Source organism: Bacillus sp. M5A3_1b (assembly GCF_053345335.1).
Genome location: NZ_JBKEZY010000003.1, coordinates 196,528 through 216,316, shown reverse-complemented (window position 1 = coordinate 216,316; position 19,789 = coordinate 196,528). Strand labels below are relative to the sequence as shown.

Annotated in this window: 20 protein-coding genes, 1 tRNA gene and 1 other RNA gene; 19 read left to right on the top strand and 3 right to left on the bottom strand. The window is 38.7% G+C overall.

What is annotated here, in order from left to right:
• Positions 1–29: 29 nt before the first annotated feature.
• Positions 30–515 carry a YhcN/YlaJ family sporulation lipoprotein gene (locus ACLBWW_RS10825; RefSeq protein WP_048542484.1) on the bottom strand — a complete coding sequence of 162 codons (486 nt, stop codon included), beginning with the start codon at positions 513–515 and terminating at the stop codon, positions 30–32.
• Positions 516–608: 93 nt separating this feature from the next.
• Positions 609–815: a DUF1657 domain-containing protein gene (locus ACLBWW_RS10820; RefSeq protein ID WP_000216160.1), complete on the bottom strand. Its 207-nt coding sequence runs from the start codon at positions 813–815 to the stop codon at positions 609–611.
• Between the two features lie 204 nt (positions 816–1,019).
• Between ACLBWW_RS10820 and ACLBWW_RS10815 the strand changes: the two genes are divergently transcribed.
• From ACLBWW_RS10815 to eno, 11 genes are all read left to right on the top strand, one after another.
• Positions 1,020–1,373: a YxeA family protein gene (locus ACLBWW_RS10815; protein WP_000734941.1), complete on the top strand. Its 354-nt coding sequence runs from the start codon at positions 1,020–1,022 to the stop codon at positions 1,371–1,373.
• A gap of 155 nt (positions 1,374–1,528) precedes the next feature.
• A tRNA-Arg gene (locus ACLBWW_RS10810) sits at positions 1,529–1,604 on the top strand.
• Positions 1,605–1,784: 180 nt separating this feature from the next.
• Complete coding sequence (locus tag ACLBWW_RS10805; RefSeq protein ID WP_048542483.1) at positions 1,785–2,081, top strand: hypothetical protein; 297 nt, start codon at positions 1,785–1,787, stop codon at positions 2,079–2,081.
• 271 nt (positions 2,082–2,352) lie between these two features.
• The gene (gene rpoN / locus ACLBWW_RS10800; protein WP_447614028.1) at positions 2,353–3,660 is read left to right on the top strand and encodes an RNA polymerase factor sigma-54; all 1,308 of its coding nucleotides are present in this window, start codon (positions 2,353–2,355) and stop codon (positions 3,658–3,660) included.
• 9 nt (positions 3,661–3,669) lie between these two features.
• Positions 3,670–3,915 carry a glutaredoxin family protein gene (locus ACLBWW_RS10795; RefSeq protein ID WP_000869731.1) on the top strand — a complete coding sequence of 82 codons (246 nt, stop codon included), beginning with the start codon at positions 3,670–3,672 and terminating at the stop codon, positions 3,913–3,915.
• Positions 3,916–4,050: 135 nt separating this feature from the next.
• Positions 4,051–5,079 (top strand): gapA transcriptional regulator CggR, encoded by a 1,029-nt coding sequence (gene cggR / locus ACLBWW_RS10790; RefSeq protein ID WP_001258183.1) that lies wholly within the window; start codon positions 4,051–4,053, stop codon positions 5,077–5,079.
• A gap of 26 nt (positions 5,080–5,105) precedes the next feature.
• Positions 5,106–6,110, top strand: coding sequence for a type I glyceraldehyde-3-phosphate dehydrogenase (gene gap / locus ACLBWW_RS10785; protein ID WP_000161234.1), 1,005 nt, complete (start codon positions 5,106–5,108; stop codon positions 6,108–6,110).
• Between the two features lie 139 nt (positions 6,111–6,249).
• On the top strand, positions 6,250–7,434 hold the full coding sequence (locus ACLBWW_RS10780; protein WP_001036333.1) for a phosphoglycerate kinase: 1,185 nt from the start codon (positions 6,250–6,252) through the stop codon (positions 7,432–7,434).
• Positions 7,435–7,466: 32 nt separating this feature from the next.
• Positions 7,467–8,222, top strand: a complete 756-nt coding sequence (tpiA, locus tag ACLBWW_RS10775) for a triose-phosphate isomerase (protein ID WP_001231042.1) — start codon at positions 7,467–7,469, stop codon at positions 8,220–8,222.
• Positions 8,219–9,748 carry a 2,3-bisphosphoglycerate-independent phosphoglycerate mutase gene (gpmI, locus tag ACLBWW_RS10770; RefSeq protein ID WP_001231145.1) on the top strand — a complete coding sequence of 510 codons (1,530 nt, stop codon included), beginning with the start codon at positions 8,219–8,221 and terminating at the stop codon, positions 9,746–9,748. The genes tpiA and gpmI overlap by 4 nt, the downstream gene beginning before the upstream one ends.
• 30 nt (positions 9,749–9,778) lie before the next feature.
• Positions 9,779–11,074 (top strand): phosphopyruvate hydratase, encoded by a 1,296-nt coding sequence (eno, locus tag ACLBWW_RS10765; RefSeq protein ID WP_000103948.1) that lies wholly within the window; start codon positions 9,779–9,781, stop codon positions 11,072–11,074.
• 100 nt (positions 11,075–11,174) lie between these two features.
• Here the strand turns inward: eno and ACLBWW_RS10760 are convergent, their stop codons facing one another.
• Positions 11,175–12,125: a nucleoside hydrolase gene (locus ACLBWW_RS10760; protein ID WP_098047314.1), complete on the bottom strand. Its 951-nt coding sequence runs from the start codon at positions 12,123–12,125 to the stop codon at positions 11,175–11,177.
• Positions 12,126–12,460: 335 nt separating this feature from the next.
• Between ACLBWW_RS10760 and ACLBWW_RS10755 the strand changes: the two genes are divergently transcribed.
• From ACLBWW_RS10755 to ACLBWW_RS10720, 8 genes are all read left to right on the top strand, one after another.
• A complete protein-coding gene (locus ACLBWW_RS10755) occupies positions 12,461–12,829 on the top strand; it encodes a CidA/LrgA family holin-like protein (protein ID WP_000673212.1) in 369 nt (122 codons plus the stop codon).
• Positions 12,826–13,518, top strand: coding sequence for an LrgB family protein (locus tag ACLBWW_RS10750; protein ID WP_000078299.1), 693 nt, complete (start codon positions 12,826–12,828; stop codon positions 13,516–13,518). Before ACLBWW_RS10755 ends, ACLBWW_RS10750 begins: the two co-directional genes overlap by 4 nt.
• Positions 13,519–13,612: 94 nt before the next feature.
• On the top strand, positions 13,613–13,846 hold the full coding sequence (secG, locus tag ACLBWW_RS10745) for a preprotein translocase subunit SecG (protein ID WP_000557264.1): 234 nt from the start codon (positions 13,613–13,615) through the stop codon (positions 13,844–13,846).
• Positions 13,847–14,007: 161 nt separating this feature from the next.
• Positions 14,008–14,748 (top strand): carboxylesterase, encoded by a 741-nt coding sequence (gene estA, locus ACLBWW_RS10740; RefSeq protein WP_165775569.1) that lies wholly within the window; start codon positions 14,008–14,010, stop codon positions 14,746–14,748.
• A gap of 142 nt (positions 14,749–14,890) precedes the next feature.
• Positions 14,891–17,329: a ribonuclease R gene (rnr, locus tag ACLBWW_RS10735; protein WP_098047316.1), complete on the top strand. Its 2,439-nt coding sequence runs from the start codon at positions 14,891–14,893 to the stop codon at positions 17,327–17,329.
• 370 nt (positions 17,330–17,699) lie between these two features.
• Positions 17,700–18,167: an SsrA-binding protein gene (smpB, locus tag ACLBWW_RS10730; RefSeq protein ID WP_001123908.1), complete on the top strand. Its 468-nt coding sequence runs from the start codon at positions 17,700–17,702 to the stop codon at positions 18,165–18,167.
• Positions 18,168–18,292: 125 nt separating this feature from the next.
• Positions 18,293–18,647, top strand: a transfer-messenger RNA (tmRNA) gene (ssrA, locus tag ACLBWW_RS10725).
• Between the two features lie 388 nt (positions 18,648–19,035).
• Positions 19,036–19,713: a response regulator transcription factor gene (locus ACLBWW_RS10720; protein ID WP_000815801.1), complete on the top strand. Its 678-nt coding sequence runs from the start codon at positions 19,036–19,038 to the stop codon at positions 19,711–19,713.
• The last annotated feature ends 76 nt before the right edge of the window (positions 19,714–19,789 follow it).

The window sequence follows — 19,789 nt, the reverse complement described above, 5'->3', positions numbered from 1 at the left end:
TGCGATCCTTCCTTTTCTATTAAAAAGCGTTAAGTGTTAGACTCCATTTTTTTCCCAATGAGTTTTAATTGCTTATTGATCTCGTCTTTAGATACTTCTTTTTTCTTAATTTTGTTCTCAAGCCTTTCGAGTAACATAAAGATTTTTTTATCAGTACTTACACGAACATCGAAAGTAGGATGCTCATCACTTAGCTGCTTTTGAAGCTTCTTACGCAGAGGCTTTAATCCAAACCTTTCGTGATGCTCAGGCAGAACTGCTATGTAGAGATCCAAATTTGAATTCACTGCTGTGCTTTTTGTAATTTCATCCATAGCGAGAGCCCTTTTCTTGGCTCCTTGTGATATAGATTGATTAAAGGATTCTGTACTCGTCTTTGTTAGTTTGGGACCTTTTTCTTTCTCCGTTCGTTTTGCTTCTTCTTTCACTTTTTTATCTAAGGGACTATTATCACATCCGGCAAAAGAGCTACATAGAAGGGCAAATAACGCGGTTATGAGGCCGAGTTTTCGCATGATTATCATTCCATTTCTGTTGCAATATGTAATGTGATAGAAAAAGGATGACTGCATATCATCCTTTTTCTATTTCACAGCATGACTAATTCGTTATTGCTGTGAGTATTGTGGTTCTTCTTGTTGGACTTCTTCAACGCGTGGATTTAAAGAATCGATAATCGTTTGCGTTTGCTCTGCAGCTGTTTGGAAAAGTTGCTTAGCTTGTTGGTTATCCGTATCAAGAGCGAATCCCTCTAAGCTAGCTTGTGCACTTTTTAATCCAGAAACAGTTTGCTTTAATTTTGTAATTACAGTCATTGAATGAAGCCCCCTTTGGAATATCAATTCAAAGATTATAATTTGTGAGTTGGGGTGAATTTATGATTGGAAAATTTAGGAGTGTTACATGTGTGGATTACAATTTTGTAATGAATATGTAAGGAAAAGCGATAGTGGAAAAAACTTTTTCTCCTAGAATAAAGAAAGTAAAGCAAGTCAAAAGGACATTTGAAGGAGAGAAAAATGAAGAAATTATTATTAGGTTTAATTGGACTTTTTATATTAGTTATTGGTGTGGCAAGCTTTTCTCATAATGAGGTGACTGATAGATATAATCCGCTTGTGAAAGAAGACTTTGTATATGTAAAAGCGAAAGAATCTGGCCGACTATCTACAGTTGGAGAGGTAGCTGGAGACTATAAACTTACCGGTTATTACGCTTCGGGCGAAGGAAGAGATGTTAAGTTTTATGCACCTCGTGGGCTTAGAGAAGGAGCATATGTAAAGGTTAAAACGAAAGGTGAGTATATCGAAACGTACCAAGAAGTACAACCGGATGAAATTCCAAAAGAGATTAAAGAGAAACTAGATAAATAAGACCGTTAAGAATTGCCTCCTAAATGTAGAAAATAGGGGGCATTTTTATGCAGAAAATATCGTATATACAATGTGCTATCAAAGAGTTTTTATTGATTTAAATGGTTTTTATTGCTATTATTATGGAGAGAAAATGAAGTATATTTTATAATCATGCGCCCATAGCTCAGTCGGATAGAGCGGTGGTTTCCGGTACCACGTCTGCCGGGGGTTCGAATCCCTCTGGGCGCGTTATGTATTGTTGGTGTTACGTGTTGAAAATAAATAGTAAATTTAAAACAACCTCTTGTATGTGATTAGAAATAATCGTGTATAGGGGGTTTTTGTTATGGTCCAACAAGGTACTTCTGTTAATTTTGTAATGAGTTTATACTAAAATTATCTGAAAATTATAGTATGAGGGGATTGCAGGTGCGTAAAATTAGTGGATATTTAAGTATTTTAGGGGATAACGAACGTAGAACCGTTGCTGTATCTGATTCTGGTGAAATTACAGGCGATGAAATGTTGAAATTCATGTTAAATATGGAATTGCAATATAAAGGAATTGATAGGGATTGTTTTGGACCTAGTCACTATTTGCCTAGCGGAGACTACCATAAGGATTTAATAGCGATTGTCTTTACGGCTGAAATGATGTTAGACGACATGGAATTAGAAGGTGAATGGCCTGCTGAAGAAGGGGATGTTATATTTAACGAAGCATAATGAATCTATCTGCATAAAAAGGTCTGCACTTACAAATATAAGTGCAGACCTTTTTTATTAACACTTGTTATATCTGATAATAAGATTTACTATTAGTATGTGGTAATAATTTTGTCGCGCTATTATTTTCTTTCAATATTATTCAAATTTCGGTTGTAAGTTGTAAATCTCATTAATACATATAAATTAATAATATTTTGGAATGGGTGTCTGTGATAGCATTCTCCTTTTACCAAACTTATTGTACAATAGAAACAAGGGGGAGATTAGTTTGAAGGCAAGTCTTTTACAAGAACAAAGCTTACGTTTGGCAATGACACAAGAGTTAAGGCAAGCGATTACAATGCTCCAGTATAATGTACAAGAATTATCGGAGTTTTTGTATGAGCAATCGTTAGAGAATCCCCTTATTGAGTTAGGTGGTTTTGAGAGGGAGAAGAAAAAGAGCTCTAACAACAGTAAAAGTACCAGCAAACAAGTCGAGAATCAGATGGAAATCTACAGTGTGGATTCAACAACGATTCAGCAACATTTATTAAATCAAATACAGTATTATAAAATAGATGAAGAAGAGCGAAAAATAGCTTCTTTCATTATTATGAACATGGATGGAAATGGGTATTTACAAGAAACGAACGAAGAGTTAGCGGATCTCCTTTCCGCACCGATTCATGAAGTCGCCCGCTTTGTAGAGCTTGTCCAATCACTCGAGCCAGCAGGGGTAGGAGCGCGTAATATTCAGGAATGTCTAACTTTACAATTGAAGCGCTTACAAAGACGGAATGGATTAGCGGAAGAGGTTATAGAGGATCACTTCGCTTATTTCGTGAAGAAAGATTGGCGAAAGCTCGTTCAAGTGTTGAAGTGTAGTAATGAAGAATTGCAATCGGCGGTGAACTGTATTACGTCATTACAGCCGAAACCAGGTCTTGCGTTTTCTTCTGATAAACCGCTTTATATTGTGCCTGATATGGCGGTGAAAAAAGATGGTGATCGTCTCGTTTTACAAATGAACGAGAGAAATATGCCGAGAATTGAAATTCATTCTGAGTATAGTGCGCTTCTGAATAATAGTGAAAGTGAAGTAGCATCTTATGTATCAGAAAAGTATCAGCATGTGCAGTGGATTATGCGCAGTTTAAAACAGAGAAAACAAACGCTTTTGCAAGTGATGACTATTATTATGGAAAAACAACGTGATTTCTTCTGGGAAGGGCCAGAACATTTAAAACCGCTTGCTTTAAAAGAGGTAGCGGAAGAGTTAAGTGTGCATGAATCTACAATTAGTCGTGCAACGCGAAATAAATATGTGCAAACACCACATGGTTTATTTGAGATGAAATCTTTCTTTAGTAATGCTATTACGACTACTGAAGATGAAGCAGTTTCTACAAAGCGTGTGAAACGATTTATCCAAACGCTTGTTGAGGCGGAGAATAAGAAAAAGCCACTTTCAGATCAAAAGATTTCAAAATTATTAGAAGAAGAGCATGAAATCGTTATTTCTCGAAGAACAGTGGCGAAGTATAGAGAACAAATGCACATTCCAGCGTCATCATTACGAAAAACGATCGGATAGGTGAAGAATATGAAAGTTGTACTGTATACAAAAAAAGATTGTGGCCTTTGCGTGCAGGCGAAACAAGTTTTAGAGGAAGTACAATGTGAATATTCTTTTCAAATCGAGGAAATAAATATATATGAAGATAATGACCTTTTAGAAAAATATCACCTAATGATTCCGGTGGTAGAAATAGGCGGAAAACAAGTAGAATATGGTAACATTCACAAAGGTGTCATAATAAACTATATAAAGAATGCAGTTAAGAGTTGAATAAGTTTCTATCTCCTGTTACAATAATACACGTAGCAGGGATTATTTTTTTAACCTATGTGGGACACAAAATGTCACTACGGGACGTAAAGTGACCACGAGGAAAAATGAACCAATGTAGTGAGGAGAAAAGATATGCGCTCATGGATTCAGAACACAAAAAAATTATTACCTGATCTGCTACCTGTTATGCAAACGAGAATGCAAATTCTTCAATACATTAGGCTCATGCAGCCGATTGGAAGAAGAAACTTGTCAGCAAGTCTCGGTATGACAGAACGAGTATTGCGAAGTGAAGTTCAAGTTTTGAAAGAACAAAACTTAGTTCACGTCGCTTCTTCTGGAATGACTTTGACAGAAGAAGGAACAGCTTTAGTTCTTGCTTTGGAAGACTTTATGAAAGAAATTTCCGGGTTAAAGGTTTTAGAAAAGCAACTTAAGGAAACATTAGACTTGGATGAAGTTTTCGTTGTCCCTGGTGATAGTGATGAATCACCTTGGGTCAAACTGGAGATGGGCCGTGCTTGTGTGACTTGTATAAAAGACCGTCTGACAGCGAATAATATCGTTGCTGTGGCTGGAGGAACTACGCTAGCTGCTGCTGCGGACATGATGCAGCTTGATTGCAAAGATTTACATATGCTATTTGTCCCAGCGCGTGGTGGAATTGGAGAGGGTGTCGAATTAGAAGCCAATACCATTTGTGCCAAGATGGCACAAAATACGATGAGTAATTATCGCTTATTGTATGTTCCAGACCATGTTAGTAGCGAAGCATATGCGTCTATTGTGACAGAGCCTTCCGTGAAAGAAGTTCTTGAGTTGATTCGATCTTCCAATATCGTCATTCATGGAATAGGTGATGCGTTAACAATGGCACGTCGCAGAAATACTTCAGAAGCAGATTGGTTAAAGATTCAAGCAAGCGAAGCAGTAGGCGAAGCTTTCGGTTACTACTTTAATGAACAAGGAAATGTTGTTCATAAAGTAAGAACAGTTGGTATGCAACTTGAGGATTTACAACATGTATCTCACGTTGTTGCAGTCGCTGGAGGTTCTTCAAAGGCAAAGGCAATACAGGCTGTAATTAAACAAGGGCACACTTCAATTCTAATTACAGATGAAGGTGCAGCAAAACAGTTAACAAAGGGTATTACCCTTTAATATAATCCCCCAAGGAGGAAATTCAAATGACTAAAATTGGTATTAATGGATTTGGACGTATCGGACGTAACGTATTCCGCGCAGCTCTTAACAACTCTGAGGTAGAAGTAGTAGCAATCAACGACTTAACAGATGCTAAAACATTAGCTCACCTTTTAAAATATGACACAGTTCACGGAACTTTAAATGCAGAAGTATCTGCTAACGAAAACAGCATCGTTGTTAACGGTAAAGAAATTAAAGTTATCGCTGAGCGTGACCCAGCTCAATTACCATGGAGCGACTACGGAGTAGAAGTAGTAGTAGAATCTACTGGCCGTTTCACTAAAAAATCAGACGCTGAAAAACACTTAGGTGGATCAGTTAAGAAAGTTATCATCTCAGCTCCAGCTTCTGACGAAGATATTACTGTAGTTATGGGTGTTAACCACGAACAATATGATGCAGCTAACCACAACGTAGTATCTAACGCTTCTTGTACTACAAACTGTCTAGCTCCATTCGCTAAAGTATTAAACGAAAAATTCGGCGTAAAACGCGGAATGATGACAACAATTCACTCTTACACTAACGACCAACAAATCTTAGACTTACCACACAAAGATTTACGTCGTGCTCGTGCAGCAGCTGAAAACATGATCCCAACATCTACTGGTGCAGCTAAAGCTGTAGCATTAGTATTACCAGAACTTAAAGGTAAATTAAACGGTGGCGCTGTACGTGTTCCAACTGCTAACGTTTCTCTTGTTGACTTAGTTGTTGAACTTGACAAAGAAGTAACAGTTGAAGATGTAAACGCAGCATTCAAAGCAGCAGCTGAAGGCGAATTAAAAGGTATCCTTGGATACAGCGAAGAGCCATTAGTATCTATCGACTATAACGGATGTACAGCTTCTTCTACAATCGATGCATTATCTACAATGGTAATGGAAGGTAACATGGTTAAAGTACTTTCTTGGTACGATAACGAAACTGGTTACTCTAACCGCGTAGTAGACCTAGCAGCATACATGACTTCTAAAGGTCTTTAATTCTTAATTATATAAGTAATCAATGACAAAACGAGGGAGAGGGTTTGTTCCCTCTCTCTCTTCTTTCGTTTTAAAAGCAAATGTGTTAAGCTTTTGAGTGGGTTTTGTCAATCCTAACTAGTAGTCGGAGGGAAATCCAATGAACAAAAAATCAATTCGTGACGTAGATTTAAAAGGTAAGCGTGTATTTTGCCGCGTTGATTTCAACGTACCTATGAAAGAAGGCAAAATTACAGATGAAACTCGTATCCGTGCAGCTCTTCCTACAATTCAATATTTAGTAGAGCAAGGTGCGAAAGTTATTTTAGCAAGTCACTTAGGCCGTCCAAAAGGTCAAGCAGTAGAAGAATTACGTCTTACTCCAGTAGCAGCACGTTTAGGCGAGCTTCTTGGTAAAGATGTTAAAAAAGCAGACGAAGCATTCGGACCAGTTGCACAAGAAATGGTTGCAGCAATGAACGAAGGCGACGTATTAGTTCTTGAAAACGTACGTTTCTATGCGGGCGAAGAAAAGAACGATGCAGAACTTGCGAAAGAATTTGCAGCTCTTGCTGATATCTTCGTAAACGATGCATTCGGTGCAGCTCACCGTGCTCACGCTTCTACAGCAGGTATCGCAGACTACCTACCAGCAGTATCTGGATTATTAATGGAAAAAGAGTTAGATGTACTTGGAAAAGCACTTTCTAACCCAGAACGTCCATTCACAGCTATCATCGGTGGTGCGAAAGTAAAAGATAAAATCGGTGTAATTCGTCATCTATTAGACAAAGTAGATAACTTAATCATCGGTGGCGGACTTGCTTACACATTCGTTAAAGCTTTAGGTCATGAAATTGGTCTATCTCTATGTGAAGACGACAAGATCGAACTAGCTAAAGAATTTATGCAACTTGCAAAAGAAAAAGGCGTAAACTTCTACATGCCAGTTGATGTTGTAATCACAGAGGAATTCTCTGAAACTGCAACAACTCAAATCGTAGGTATCGACTCTATCCCTTCTACTTGGGAAGGCGTGGACATCGGTCCTAAAACACGTGAAATTTATGCAGATGTAATTAAAAATTCTAAGCTTGTTGTATGGAATGGACCAATGGGTGTATTCGAAATGACTCCATTCGCAGAAGGTACAAAAGCAGTAGGACAAGCATTAGCAGATGCAGAAGATACATACTCTGTTATCGGCGGTGGTGACTCTGCAGCAGCTGTTGAAAAATTCGGTATGGCTGATAAAATGAGCCACATTTCTACTGGCGGCGGTGCGTCATTAGAATTCATGGAAGGCAAAGAGCTTCCAGGTGTAGTTTGTCTTAACGACAAATAAGTAGCAGCCAAAGAAAAAGGACGGTGCAAAGCATGCGTAAACCAATTATCGCAGGTAACTGGAAAATGAATAAAACTCTATCTGAAGCAGTTAGCTTCGTAGAGGAAGTTAAAGGTCAAATCCCAGCAGCTTCAGCTGTTGATGCAGTAGTTTGCTCGCCAGCTCTATTTTTAGAGCGTTTAGTAGCAGCAACTGAAGGAACTGATTTACAAGTAGGTGCACAAAACATGCACTTCGAAAAAAATGGTGCATTCACTGGCGAAATTAGCCCAGTAGCACTTAGCGACTTAAAAGTAGGCTACGTAGTACTTGGCCACTCTGAGCGTCGTGAAATGTTTGCTGAAACAGATGAGTCAGTAAACAAAAAGACTCTTGCAGCATTTGAACATGGTTTAACACCAATCGTATGTTGTGGTGAGACTTTAGAAGAGCGCGAAAGCGGAAAAACATTTGATCTAGTAGCAGGTCAAGTGACAAAAGCACTTGCAGGTTTAACAGAAGAGCAAGTTAAAGCAACTGTTATCGCTTATGAGCCAATTTGGGCTATCGGTACAGGTAAATCTTCTTCTTCTGCAGATGCAAACGAAGTATGTGCACACATCCGTAAAGTTGTTGCAGAAGCTGTTTCTCCAGAAGCTGCAGAAGCTGTTCGTATTCAATACGGCGGTAGCGTAAAACCAGAAAACATTAAAGAGTATATGGCACAATCTGACATCGACGGCGCTTTAGTTGGCGGTGCTAGCTTAGAGCCTGCTTCGTTCTTAGGTCTTCTGGGGGCGGTAAAATGAGAAAGCCAACAGCTTTAATCATTCTTGATGGTTTCGGACTACGTGAAGAAACGCATGGGAATGCTGTAGCACAAGCTAAGAAACCTAATTTTGATGGTTACTGGAACAAATTCCCTCATACAACGCTTACAGCTTGTGGTGAGGAAGTAGGTCTTCCAGAAGGTCAAATGGGTAACTCTGAGGTTGGTCACTTAAATATCGGTGCTGGCCGCATTGTATATCAAAGCTTAACACGCGTAAACGTTGCAATTCGTGAAGGTGAGTTCGATCAGAACGAAACTTTCCAAAATGCAATTAAAAGCGTAAAAGAAAAAGGTACTGCTCTTCATTTATTCGGTTTACTTTCTGATGGTGGTGTGCACAGTCACATGAACCATATGTTTGCTCTTCTTCGCTTAGCAGCAAAAGAAGGCGTGGAGAAAGTTTATATCCATGCATTCTTAGACGGCCGCGATGTTGGACCACAAACAGCAAAAGGTTATATCGATGCAACAAATGAAGTAATTAAAGAAACAGGAGTAGGACAATTCGCGACTATCTCTGGTCGTTATTACTCTATGGACCGTGACAAGCGTTGGGATCGCGTAGAAAAATGTTACAGTGCTATGGTGAATGGTGAAGGCCCTACTTATAAATCAGCAGAAGAGTGTGTAGAAGACTCTTATGCGAACGGTATCTATGATGAATTCGTATTGCCGTCTGTAATTGTTAACGAAGATAACACGCCAGTTGCAACAATCAATGATGATGATGCAGTTATCTTCTATAACTTCCGTCCAGACCGTGCAATTCAAATTGCTCGTGTATTTACAAACGAAGACTTCCGTGAGTTCGATCGTGGTGAAAAAGTACCTCACATTCCTGAATTCGTTTGTATGACACATTTCAGTGAAACTGTAGATGGTTACGTGGCATTCAAGCCAATGAACCTTGATAACACATTAGGTGAAGTTGTTGCGCAAGCGGGATTAAAGCAACTTCGCATCGCGGAAACTGAAAAGTATCCGCACGTTACATTCTTCTTTAGCGGTGGTCGTGAGGCTGAATTCCCAGGAGAAGAGCGTATTTTAATTAACTCACCGAAGGTTGCAACGTATGACTTGAAACCTGAAATGAGCATTTACGAAGTAACGGACGCTTTAGTAAATGAAATCGAAAATGATAAACATGATGTTATCATTCTTAACTTTGCAAACTGTGATATGGTTGGCCATTCTGGGATGATGGAACCAACAATTAAAGCAGTAGAAGCAACTGACGAATGTTTAGGAAAAGTTGTAGAAGCGATTCTTGCAAAAGATGGTGTAGCACTTATTACTGCTGACCATGGTAATGCTGATCAGGAGTTAACTGCTGATGGTGGACCAATGACAGCTCATACAACTAACCCGGTTCCTTTCATCGTTACAAAAAATGATGTAGAGCTTCGTGAAGGTGGTATTTTAGGAGATATCGCTCCAACAATGCTTACGCTTTTAAATGTGGAACAACCGAAAGAAATGACAGGTAAAACAATTATTAAATAATTTGCTTATATAAAAAGGAGAGAATTTATTATGTCAACAATTATTGATGTTTATGCTCGCGAAGTCCTTGACTCTCGTGGTAACCCAACTGTAGAAGTAGAAGTTTACACAGAAAGCGGCGCTTTCGGACGCGCTATCGTACCAAGTGGTGCATCTACTGGTGAGCACGAAGCAGTAGAATTACGTGACGGTGACAAATCTCGTTACCTTGGTAAAGGTGTTCTAAATGCAGTAAACAACGTTAACGAAGCAATCGCTCCAGAAATCGTTGGTTTCGACGTAACTGACCAAGCTGGTATCGACCGTGCTATGATCGAATTAGATGGCACTCCAAACAAAGGTAAACTAGGCGCTAACGCTATCCTTGGTGTATCTATGGCAGTAGCTCACGCAGCAGCTGACTTCGTAGGTCTTCCATTATACCGTTACCTTGGTGGATTCAATGCAAAACAATTACCAACTCCAATGATGAACATCATCAACGGTGGTTCTCACGCTGATAACAACGTAGACTTCCAAGAGTTCATGATCTTACCAGTTGGTGCTCCAACATTCAAAGAATCAATCCGTATGGGTGCTGAAGTATTCCATGCACTTAAAGCTGTATTACATGACAAAGGTCTTAACACTGCAGTAGGTGACGAAGGTGGATTCGCTCCAAACCTTGGTTCTAACCGTGAAGCATTAGAAGTAATCATCGAAGCTATCGAAAAAGCTGGTTACAAAGCTGGCGAGAACGTATTCTTAGGAATGGACGTTGCTTCTTCTGAGTTCTACAACAAAGAAACTGGTAAATATGACCTTGCAGGCGAAGGCCGTACTGGCTTAACTTCTGCAGAAATGGTTGATTTCTACGAAGAGCTTTGCAAAGACTTCCCAATCATCTCTATCGAAGATGGTTTAGACGAAAACGACTGGGATGGTCACAAATTATTAACTGAGCGTATCGGTGATAAAGTACAATTAGTTGGTGACGACTTATTCGTAACTAACACTCAAAAACTTGCTGAAGGTATCGAAAAAGGTATCTCTAACTCAATCTTAATTAAAGTTAACCAAATCGGTACTTTAACTGAGACTTTCGAAGCTATCGAAATGGCTAAACGTGCTGGTTACACAGCAGTTGTATCTCACCGTTCTGGTGAAACTGAAGATGCTACAATCGCTGACATCGCAGTTGCAACTAACGCTGGCCAAATCAAAACTGGTTCTATGAGCCGTACTGACCGTATTGCTAAGTACAACCAATTATTACGCATCGAAGACGAACTAGGCGAAATCGCTGTTTACGATGGTATCAAATCTTTCTACAACATCAAACGATAATTGTAGAAAATAACGACAGACCGTGAGAAATCACGGTCTGTTTTTTTTATCCCGCGTTAACGGACAGTAAAACCCCCACTGATTAAAGTTTCACTTTATGTTAAAATTGCTCACCCGTCATAAGTGACATGAAATGTTTAAAGAAGCGGTTATAATCAAAATCAATTGCGATTTGATGACTCGGCCAATCAATAAATGGCTTAGATTCTCCTAAAGAACGAAATTCCCCTATGCTTGTTCCTTGTGCATAAGATTCTGTCATGACAACGATAGGTGACTTGTGATATGTAAACATAGAGTTATCAAGTAAAGCGAGTATTGGCATTGTGTCATGGAAGGGGCTCCCCTTTAAATGCGGTAAGGCGTCTTTATAATATTCGTAGTAATAATGATTGAATAACGGTTTGACGAGTGGAGCTTTTCCTTTTGCTTCAATGTATTCAGCCATTTCTGGTGTAATGATGGAATACTGAGTGACGTTTAATGGATAGATGTACATGTTAGGTGAGGATTGAAGGACTATATTAGCAGCAGTAGGATCGCCATAAAAGTTTGCTTCGGAAATAGGGGTAACATTACCAGGATGTAAAAAGGCACCGCCCATTACGTAGTAAGATTTAACTTGCTTCATGAGCTGTTTACATAAGATGAATAAAATTGCTAGGGAGGTAAGTCTGCCTAAACTAACAATGATTAATTCATCTTTATACTGTTCAATAAGAGGAATAACTTCGAAAAAATTCTCCATTTCTCTGTTAGTTACATGTCCCTTTGGAATAATTGGCCCGAGCCCCTGTTTCCCGTGTACTTCCGTAAAGAAAGTAGGAGGGGCGCCAGTAAGTGGGCGTTCTGATCCACCAAATATCTTGATATTTCTATCCTTTGCTTCGTTCTTAAGAAAATGAGCGTTTTGTACGGCCATTTCTTTTGGAACATTGCCGTAATCAGCAACGATGCCGACGATTTCTATTTCATCAATAAAGAATGCTAAGAGGAGAGCCATCGTATCATCAATGCCAGGATCACAAAAAATAAGAACTTTTTTTGGCATATGTTCACCACCTATCTTGTTTATCCCGTAAAAGTCCGATTGTGGGGATGAAGAAAACCACCACTAATGAAAGTTTCACTTTATATATATGTAAGCTTAAGGATAAAAAGATTATTTTATTGAAATAACAACGTTATAAATTCAGAAAATAAAAACTTTTTATATTAGGTCAAGGTTTTTGACTTAATTTCTATGCGGAAATCCAGTCATATCAAGGTTGTAAGCGTCTAACATAAGCTGTTTTTGCTGTCAAGTTGATAAATTGCAGCTTTTTACAATTTATACTATGATAAAGATATTAAGAGAAGATCGTATAAACATGAGGGATGATGAACATGAAATTTACAAAGATTCTTGTCCAAATTGCAGCTCTTTACGTTTTTTATATGGTTGGAAATTGGGTACAAGAAGTGTTAAATATTCCGATTCCAGGAAGTTTGATTGGAATGTTCCTCTTACTTGTTTTACTTAGCCTAAAAGTCCTTCCAGTGAAATGGTTCGATTTAGGAGCAGAAACACTCGTTGCTATTATGCCGTTTTTATTAATTCCGCCAACGCTTGGCCTAATGAATTACGGTGCTTTTTTTATGAGTAAAGGAATTTCTCTTTTCATTACAATTGTAGCGAGTACATTTTTAATTATTATTGTCGCAGGACATACAGGACAATATCTTGCGAATAGAAAGGAAAGAGAGTCGCGATGAGCCAAATATTAATCGGAATCGGTTGGGTTCTTTTTACGGTGCTATTATACCAATTATCTAAAAAAATCTATAAATTATTTCCAACACCATTCACCATTCCAATGCTTGTAGCAACAGGATTAATGGCTTTCTTATTTATCATGCTTGATATACCATATCAACATTATATGGAAAGCGGTGGTGGCTGGATTGCAAAACTGCTCGGACCCGGTGTTGTAGCATTTGCAATTCCTCTTTATAAACAACGTCACGTTCTGCAAAAATATGTTGTACCGATTGCTGGTGGCGTATTAGTAGGGACAACAGTTGCAATCGCAAGTGATTTTGCCATTGCATCACTTATGGGAACAGATAAAAGCTTAATTTTATCTTCTTTACCAAAATCGGTGACAATGCCAGTTGCGATGAGTGTTTCAGAGCAAGTTGGTGGTGTACCATCATTAACAGCAGCTTTCGTTGTTATCGCAGGTATTACTGGAACGATTACCGGTCCACTTTTATTAAAATGGAGCCGTGTTACAAACTCAGTTGGTAAAGGTATCGGATTTGGATGTGCTTCTCATATTATGGGTGTAATGAGAGCGATGAAAAATAATGAACATGAAGGTGTTATTGGATCGGTAACAATGACATTAACAGCAATTTTGACATGTTTGCTCGGACCATTATTTGCAATGATGTTTATGTAATAGAAGAAAAGCGAGAGCAACCCTATAGCTCTCGCTTTTCTATAGAATTTATGCTACAGTTAAAATAACTGAATCTTTGTAGGAGGTACGCCAAGTGCATACGTTATTATCCGTTTTACTTATTATTGTATCGATTTTAATGATTGTTATGGTACTTATGCAGTCTAGTAATAGCTCAGGCCTTTCAGGTGCAATTTCAGGCGGTGCAGAGCAATTATTTGGTAAGCAAAAAGCACGTGGAATTGAAGCGGTATTAAACCGTATTACAATTGTTTTAGCTGTATTGTTCTTTGTATTAACAATTGGTGTTACGTACTTCAATTTATAGAATTGAAAGAAGAAGCGTTAGTAAGATGTACTAATGGTTCTTCTTTTTTTATTTTGCCATTTGAAAGATGTTTCTAATTAGATTATAGAAATATAAATATGGTACACTAGATATAGAAAGAATACGACTAGATTACAGAAGAGAAAGAGGAGAAGTACATGATGAAATTAGCATCTCCGAAACCATTTACATTTGAGGGTGGAGACCGCGCTGTTTTATTACTACATGGTTTCACAGGAAACTCAGCTGATGTACGTATGTTAGGGCGTTTCTTAGAGAAGAAAGGCTATACTTGCCATGCGCCAATTTTTAAAGGGCACGGTGTACCACCAGAAGAGCTTGTTCATACAGGTCCTGAAGATTGGTGGCAAGACGTAATGGAAGCATATCAGCTTTTAAAAGATAAAGGCTTTGAGAAAATTGCTGTTGCTGGATTATCACTTGGCGGCGTATTTTCTTTAAAATTAGGTTATACAGTACCGGTTTTAGGTGTAGTGCCAATGTGTGCACCAATGTATATTAAGAGTGAAGAAACGATGTACCAAGGTATATTGGCATATGCCCGCGAATATAAAAAACGTGAGCAAAAATCACCAGAGCAAATTGAACAAGAAATGTTGGAATTCCAAAAGACACCGATGAATACATTAAAAGCATTACAACAATTAATTGCTGACGTACGTAACAATGTGGATATGATTTATGCCCCAACATTTGTTGTACAAGCGCGTCATGATGAAATGATTAATACAGATAGTGCTAACATTATTTATAACGGTGTAGAATCTACGTTAAAAGACATTAAATGGTATGAAGACTCTACGCATGTCATTACACTTGATAAAGAGCGTGACGAGCTACATGAGGATGTATATAACTTCTTGGAGCAACTAGATTGGTAAGATCTAGTTGCCTCTTTTTTTCATAAGGAATTTTTTGTGAAAACTGTAAAAATCATTAGGGGAGTATTAAAGTTTCGCTTTATACATCCCCGGTCTTTCGGATACACTAAATAATATAAGGGTTTAAAGGAGGTATTTCTGCTTGGAAGAAATCATACAAGAAAATATTGATAAGTTGTTATTATTTATGAGAGAAGAAGCGTATAAACCGCTAACGATACAAGAGTTAGAAGAGGCATTTGGAATTGAAGGTTCTGAGGGCTTTAAAGATTTTGTAAAGGCACTTGTAACGATGGAAGAGAAGGGACTTGTTATTCGCACACGTAGTAACCGTTACGGTCTTCCTGAAAAGATGAATTTAGTACGCGGTAAATTAATTGGACATGCACGTGGCTTTGCATTCGTTGTACCAGAAGAGAAGAAAACCGGAGACGATGATCTTTTCATCCCACCTACAGAGTTAAACGGTGCACTTCATGGCGATACAGTATTAGCGCGTGTTAGCGCACAATCAAGTGGATCACGCCAAGAAGGTTCAATTGTACGTATTTTAGAGCGCGGCACGAAAGAACTAGTTGGTACATATACAGAATCGAAAAACTTTGGATTTGTTGTACCTGACAATAAGCGCTGGACGAGTGATATCTTTATCTTGAAAAGTGCATCAATGGGTGCTGTAGAAGGCCATAAAGTAGTTGTGAAAATTACGAGCTATCCAGAGAATCGTTTAAGTGCAGAAGGTGAAGTTATTCAAATTCTAGGTCATAAAAATGATCCAGGAGTAGATATTTTATCAGTTATCCATAAACATCATCTACCTTTAGCATTCCCTGAAGAAGTGATGGAGCATGCAAACAGTGTACCAGAAACGATTTCAGAAGAAGATTTAAAAGATCGCCGTGACCTGCGTGACCAAATGATCGTAACGATTGACGGTGCAGACGCGAAAGATTTAGATGACGCTGTTACAGTAACGAAGCTCGAGAATGGTAACTACAAGCTTGGCGTTCATATTGCGGATGTAAGTCATTACGTTCAAGAAGGTTCTCCAATTGATGTAGAAGCAGCGGAAAGAGCAACGAGTGTATATCTTGTTGACCGTGTAATTCCGATGATTCCGCATCGTCTATCTAACGGTATTTGTTCGTTAAACCCGAAAGTAGACCGTCTGACGTTATCTTGTGAAATGGAAATTAACAACTTAGGTGATGTTGTAAAGCATGAGATTTTCCAAAGTGTGATTAAAACGACAGAGCGTATGACGTATGCTGACGTAAGAAGCATTTTAGAAGATGAGGACGAAGAGTTAATCAAACGCTATGAGCCGCTCGTACCGATGTTTAAAGAGATGGGTCAATTGGCACAGATTTTACGTGAAAAACGTATGCGCCGCGGTGCAATCGACTTTGACTTTAAAGAAGCGAAAGTATTAGTAGATGAAGAAGGTAAACCGACAGATGTTGTCATGCGTGATCGTTCTGTATCAGAGAAGTTAATTGAAGAATTTATGCTTGTTGCGAACGAAACAGTAGCAGAGCATTTCCACTGGATGAACGTACCATTCATGTACCGTGTCCATGAAGATCCGAAAGAAGATAAGCTGGAACGTTTCTTTGAGTTTGTAACAAACTTCGGATATGCAGTAAAAGGACGTGCGAATGAAATACATCCTCGTGCGCTGCAACAAATTCTTGAAATGGTTCAAGGACAGCCGGAAGAAGTAGTTATTTCAACAGTAATGCTTCGTTCAATGAAGCAAGCGCGTTACGATGCGGATAGCTTAGGACATTTCGGTTTATCAACTGAGTTCTACACACATTTCACATCACCAATTCGTCGTTACCCAGATACAATCGTTCATAGATTAATTCGTGAATACATCATTAACGGTAAAGTCGACAACGAAACACAAGCAAAATGGCGTGAAAACTTACCTGAAATTGCAGAGCATTCTTCTAATATGGAACGTCGTGCTGTTGAAGCAGAACGTGAAACAGACGAAATGAAAAAAGCAGAGTATATGGTTGATAAGATTGGCGAAGAGTATGACGGTATGATTAGCTCTGTAACAAACTTCGGTTTATTCGTAGAGCTTCCAAATACGATTGAAGGTCTTGTACACGTTAGCTACTTAACGGATGATTACTACCGTTATGACGAGAAACATTTCGCAATGATCGGAGAACGTACAGGTAACGTATTCCGCATCGGAGACGAAATCACAATTCGCGTTATTAACGTAAACAAAGACGAGCGTGCAATCGACTTTGAAATCGTTGGCATGAAAGGTACGCCTCGTCGTAAGTTCAAAGATCGTCCAGTCGTTATCGAACAGCCAAGAACAGGCAGAAAGAAACGCGGTGGACGTAGCGAGCGTAGTGATGAGCGCGGCGGAGAACGTGGTACAGGTAGAAAATTCGACCGTGGTGGCAAAGGAAAAGGAAGAGGATCAGCTTCTGCTTCTGCTTCCACTTCCACGTCCGCTAGTCAGCCAGGGAAAAAAGATGGTAACGGTAAGAAGAAAAAAGCATTCTTCGAAAATGTACCAGGATTCAAGAAGAAAAAGAAAAAGCGTAAGTAAGAAAAGGAGGGCTTCGCTTTGATAAAAGCGGGGCTTTTCTTTTTTATTGGTGGCTTGAGAGCGAGCCACTTTCGCTTTTTGTTGGAATCCAGCTACAGTGGCTAGAATGTTCGGCGGCTTCGCTTCTTCCCGAGAGGCAAAGAGCGCCTCAAGGTCAGAAGCTCCATCCACCTCACATTCTGAGCGAGCCACTTTCGCTTTTTAATGGAATCCAGCTACAGTGGCTAGAATCTATTGGCCATTTCACTCCCTCGAACGAAGCAAAAAACGCTTCTCTCTCGGGAGTTCCAATGTCCAAAGATTCTGAGCGAGCCACTTTCGCTTTTTATTAACATTTGTTACAATAGTAAAAATAGAGGAGGGACGTTATATGCCAAAGGGTTCAGGTAAGGTTATTGCACAAAATAAAAAAGCATTTCATGATTATTTCATTGAAGAAACATACGAGGCAGGGCTTGTCCTTCAAGGAACGGAAATTAAGTCGATTCGCGCTGGACGCGTGAACTTGAAAGATGCGTTTGCACGTGTACATAATGGTGAAGTATGGGTACATAATATGCATATTAGTACGTACGAGCAAGGGAATCGTTTCAACCATGATCCGCTTCGCACGAGAAAGTTACTTCTTCATAAAAAAGAGATTGAAAAGTTAACGGGTGCTTCAAAAGAAACAGGCTATGCATTAGTTCCAGTTAGAATTTATTTGAAAAATGGATTCGCGAAAATGGCACTTGGTTTAGCAAAAGGTAAAAAGCAATATGATAAGCGTAACGATTTAAAAGAAAAAGAAGCAAAACGTGAAATTGCACGCGCGTTCCGTGATCGCCAAAAGATGTAATACAGATATTTACATTTGTAAAACGACGCGCGTATGTTATAATAACTTATGTAAGATTGTTGCACATTGAAAAACAGCTCTTAGTAGCTATCACGATATTTCTTCGTATGCTCCATTTTTATCATGGGGACGTTACGGATTCGACAGGGATAGTTCGAGCTTAGGTTGCGAGTCGAGGGGATCGGCCTCGTTAAAACGTCAAAGCCTATAATTGGCAAACAAAACAATCTTTCTTTAGCTGCTTAATTGCACTAAAGGTTCCTCCCTCCATCGTCCATGTGGTAGGGTAAGGGACTCAAACTAAGTGGACTACGCCGGAGTTCGCCGTCTGAGGGCGAAGGAAGAGAACAATCAGACTAGCAACTTGGAAGCCTGTCGATAGGCCGAAGAGTTCGCGAAATGCTAATATATCGACTACACTCGTAGAAGCTTAAGTGCCGATATTTTTGGACGTGGGTTCGACTCCCACCGTCTCCACCAATACATAACTGTTTGGTGGTTTTTTATTTTGTATGATATGAACCATAACTTTGCCAGATTGGCGAGGTTATGGTTCTTTTTGTTTTGTAGTTTTATAAAATGCTTAAGTTGATGGGGGGAGGGGGTACCTCTGAAACAGAAGATGAAGAGACAGTTATTGATGATAAGCAGGTAGATACTATAGATGCCCTTAATGATTAAACAATATGTATTTAAATCTTCATATCCTTTGTGTTTCTATTCATATCTATTGTAAGATTATATAGAGTTCTCCTAATAAGCTGTTATAATGGCCTTTTTTAGGGGGTTCATATTTATAAATTTTAAAATGTTTCTTGAGATAATTTTTTATCTAACTAAGTTATATTGAAGTAGAGGTGAACCATCGGTGAAGCAGGTGTTAGTAATTAAGAATGAACGGTCTTTTGCGAAGAAAATCGTAAGCGGTCTAACGCAAGAGGGCTATTTCATTTTAAAACTTCACAATGAAAACCAAGGTTTAAATATAGTATATGAACAAGATTGGGATATTATCATATTGGATTGGGATTCATTAAGTATATCGGGGCCAGAAATTTGTAGACAAATACGACTTGTTAAAACGACACCGATCATTATTGTGACCGACAATATTTCTAGTAAGGATTGTATAGCAGGGCTACAAGCAGGAGCAGATGATTATATTAGAAAACCATTTGTGAAAGAAGAATTAGTAGCAAGGGTTCAAGCTATTTTAAGGAGAACTAACTATATCCAGCAAAATGAGACAAACTTTTTTCAGTTTAAAGATCTCTTTGTTGATACATCTAGCAATATTGTGAAAAAAGGTAGCGAAAATCTCTCGCTTACGAAGCGCGAGTACGATTTACTTGTATTTTTAATCAAGAATAAAAATACAATATTGAGCCGTGAAATGCTTTTGAATCAAGTTTGGGGATATAACGTAGTAGTGAATCCAAATGTAGTAGACTTATATATTGGTTATGTAAGAAAAAAGTTAAAGTGTGAGAAGAAAGACAGATATATTCAAACGATACATGGCAGAGGCTATTCAATGGTTGAATGATAAAAATAAGATAATAAAATAGTTTCTGTGAAATATGAAAAGAAGGAAATTATAAAAAGAAGATTGCTATCAGGAA